Origin of the sequence: Pararhodobacter sp. CCB-MM2 (genome assembly GCF_001691415.1) — a bacterium.
GTDB lineage: Bacteria > Pseudomonadota > Alphaproteobacteria > Rhodobacterales > Rhodobacteraceae > Pararhodobacter.
In genome coordinates, this window is the sequence record NZ_LRRR01000084.1 from 1 (window position 1) to 480 (window position 480).

The following is a 480-nucleotide window of genomic DNA, read 5'->3' on the forward strand; positions in this document are numbered from 1 at the left end:
TCACCCTGCCCGCCCTCACCCTGCTCAGCCTGGGGGAGGACGTGGCGCGGGGGCTGGGAGTGAACATCGCGGTGAGCCGGACCCTCGGCATCGTCGCCGTCACCCTGCTGGCCGGGGCCGCCACCGCCGCCTGCGGCCCCATCGCCTTCCTCGGGCTCATGGTGGCCCATGTGGCCCGCTATCTGACCGGCCCCGACTACCGCTGGCTGGTGCCGTACGCAGGCCTCCTCGGGGCCGGTGTCCTGCTGGTCTGCGACATCGTCGGCCGGGTCGTCGTACGGCCGGGCGAACTGGAGGCGGGGGTCGTGGTCGCCCTCCTCGGGGCCCCCTTCTTCGCGGCCCTGGTCTGGCGAGGGAAGTTCAGGGGCGCATGAGAGAGGTCCAGGAGCGCATGAACGTGACCGGTGTGGCCGGTGGAACCGAAGCGAAGGTGCCGATGCCGCCGGGGGTGCGGCTCGGCCGGGTGTCGTTCGTCTGGCG

The 480-nt window shown here is 72.9% G+C and carries 1 protein-coding gene; it reads left to right on the forward strand.

Annotation, left to right across the window (positions count from 1 at the left end):
* The coding region (locus BCY78_RS24295) for an iron chelate uptake ABC transporter family permease subunit (protein WP_139103324.1) at positions 1 to 374 on the forward strand (374 nt) is incomplete at its 5' end.
* Positions 375 to 480: the final 106 nt, after the last annotated feature.